Origin of the sequence: Streptomyces sp. SID13726, from assembly GCF_010548375.1 — a bacterium.
GTDB lineage: Bacteria > Actinomycetota > Actinomycetes > Streptomycetales > Streptomycetaceae > Streptomyces.
Window position 1 is genome coordinate 1 of sequence record NZ_JAAGLY010000706.1, and the last position, 404, is coordinate 404.

The following is a 404-nucleotide window of genomic DNA, read 5'->3' on the forward strand; positions in this document are numbered from 1 at the left end:
GACCTGGGACTTGATGTCGTCGCCGACGATCGGGACGCCGGCCTCCTCGAACTTCGCGGCCCACTCCGGGTCGGACGCGATGAAGACGGGCAGGGCGTTGACGAAGGCGACGCCCGCGTCGATCGCGGCCTGCGCGTAGAACTTCGCGGCCTGCTCGGAGCCGACGGGGAGGTAGCAGACGAGCACGTCGACCTGCGCCTCGCGCAGCGCGGCGACGACGTCGACCGCCTCCGCGTCCGACTCCTCGATCGTCTGCGCGTAGTACTTGCCGATGCCGTCGAGGGTCGGGCCGCGCTGGACGGTCACGCCGAGCGGCGGGACGTCCGCGATCTTGATCGTGTTGTTCTCCGAGGCGTTGATCGCCTCCGACAGGTCGAAGCCGACCTTCTTCGCGTCCACGTCGA

At 69.3% G+C, this 404-nt stretch carries 1 pseudogene; it reads right to left on the reverse strand.

Annotated elements, in window-relative coordinates:
• Positions 1-404, reverse strand: a pseudogene (locus G3I78_RS49875) (inositol-3-phosphate synthase); the annotation flags it as partial.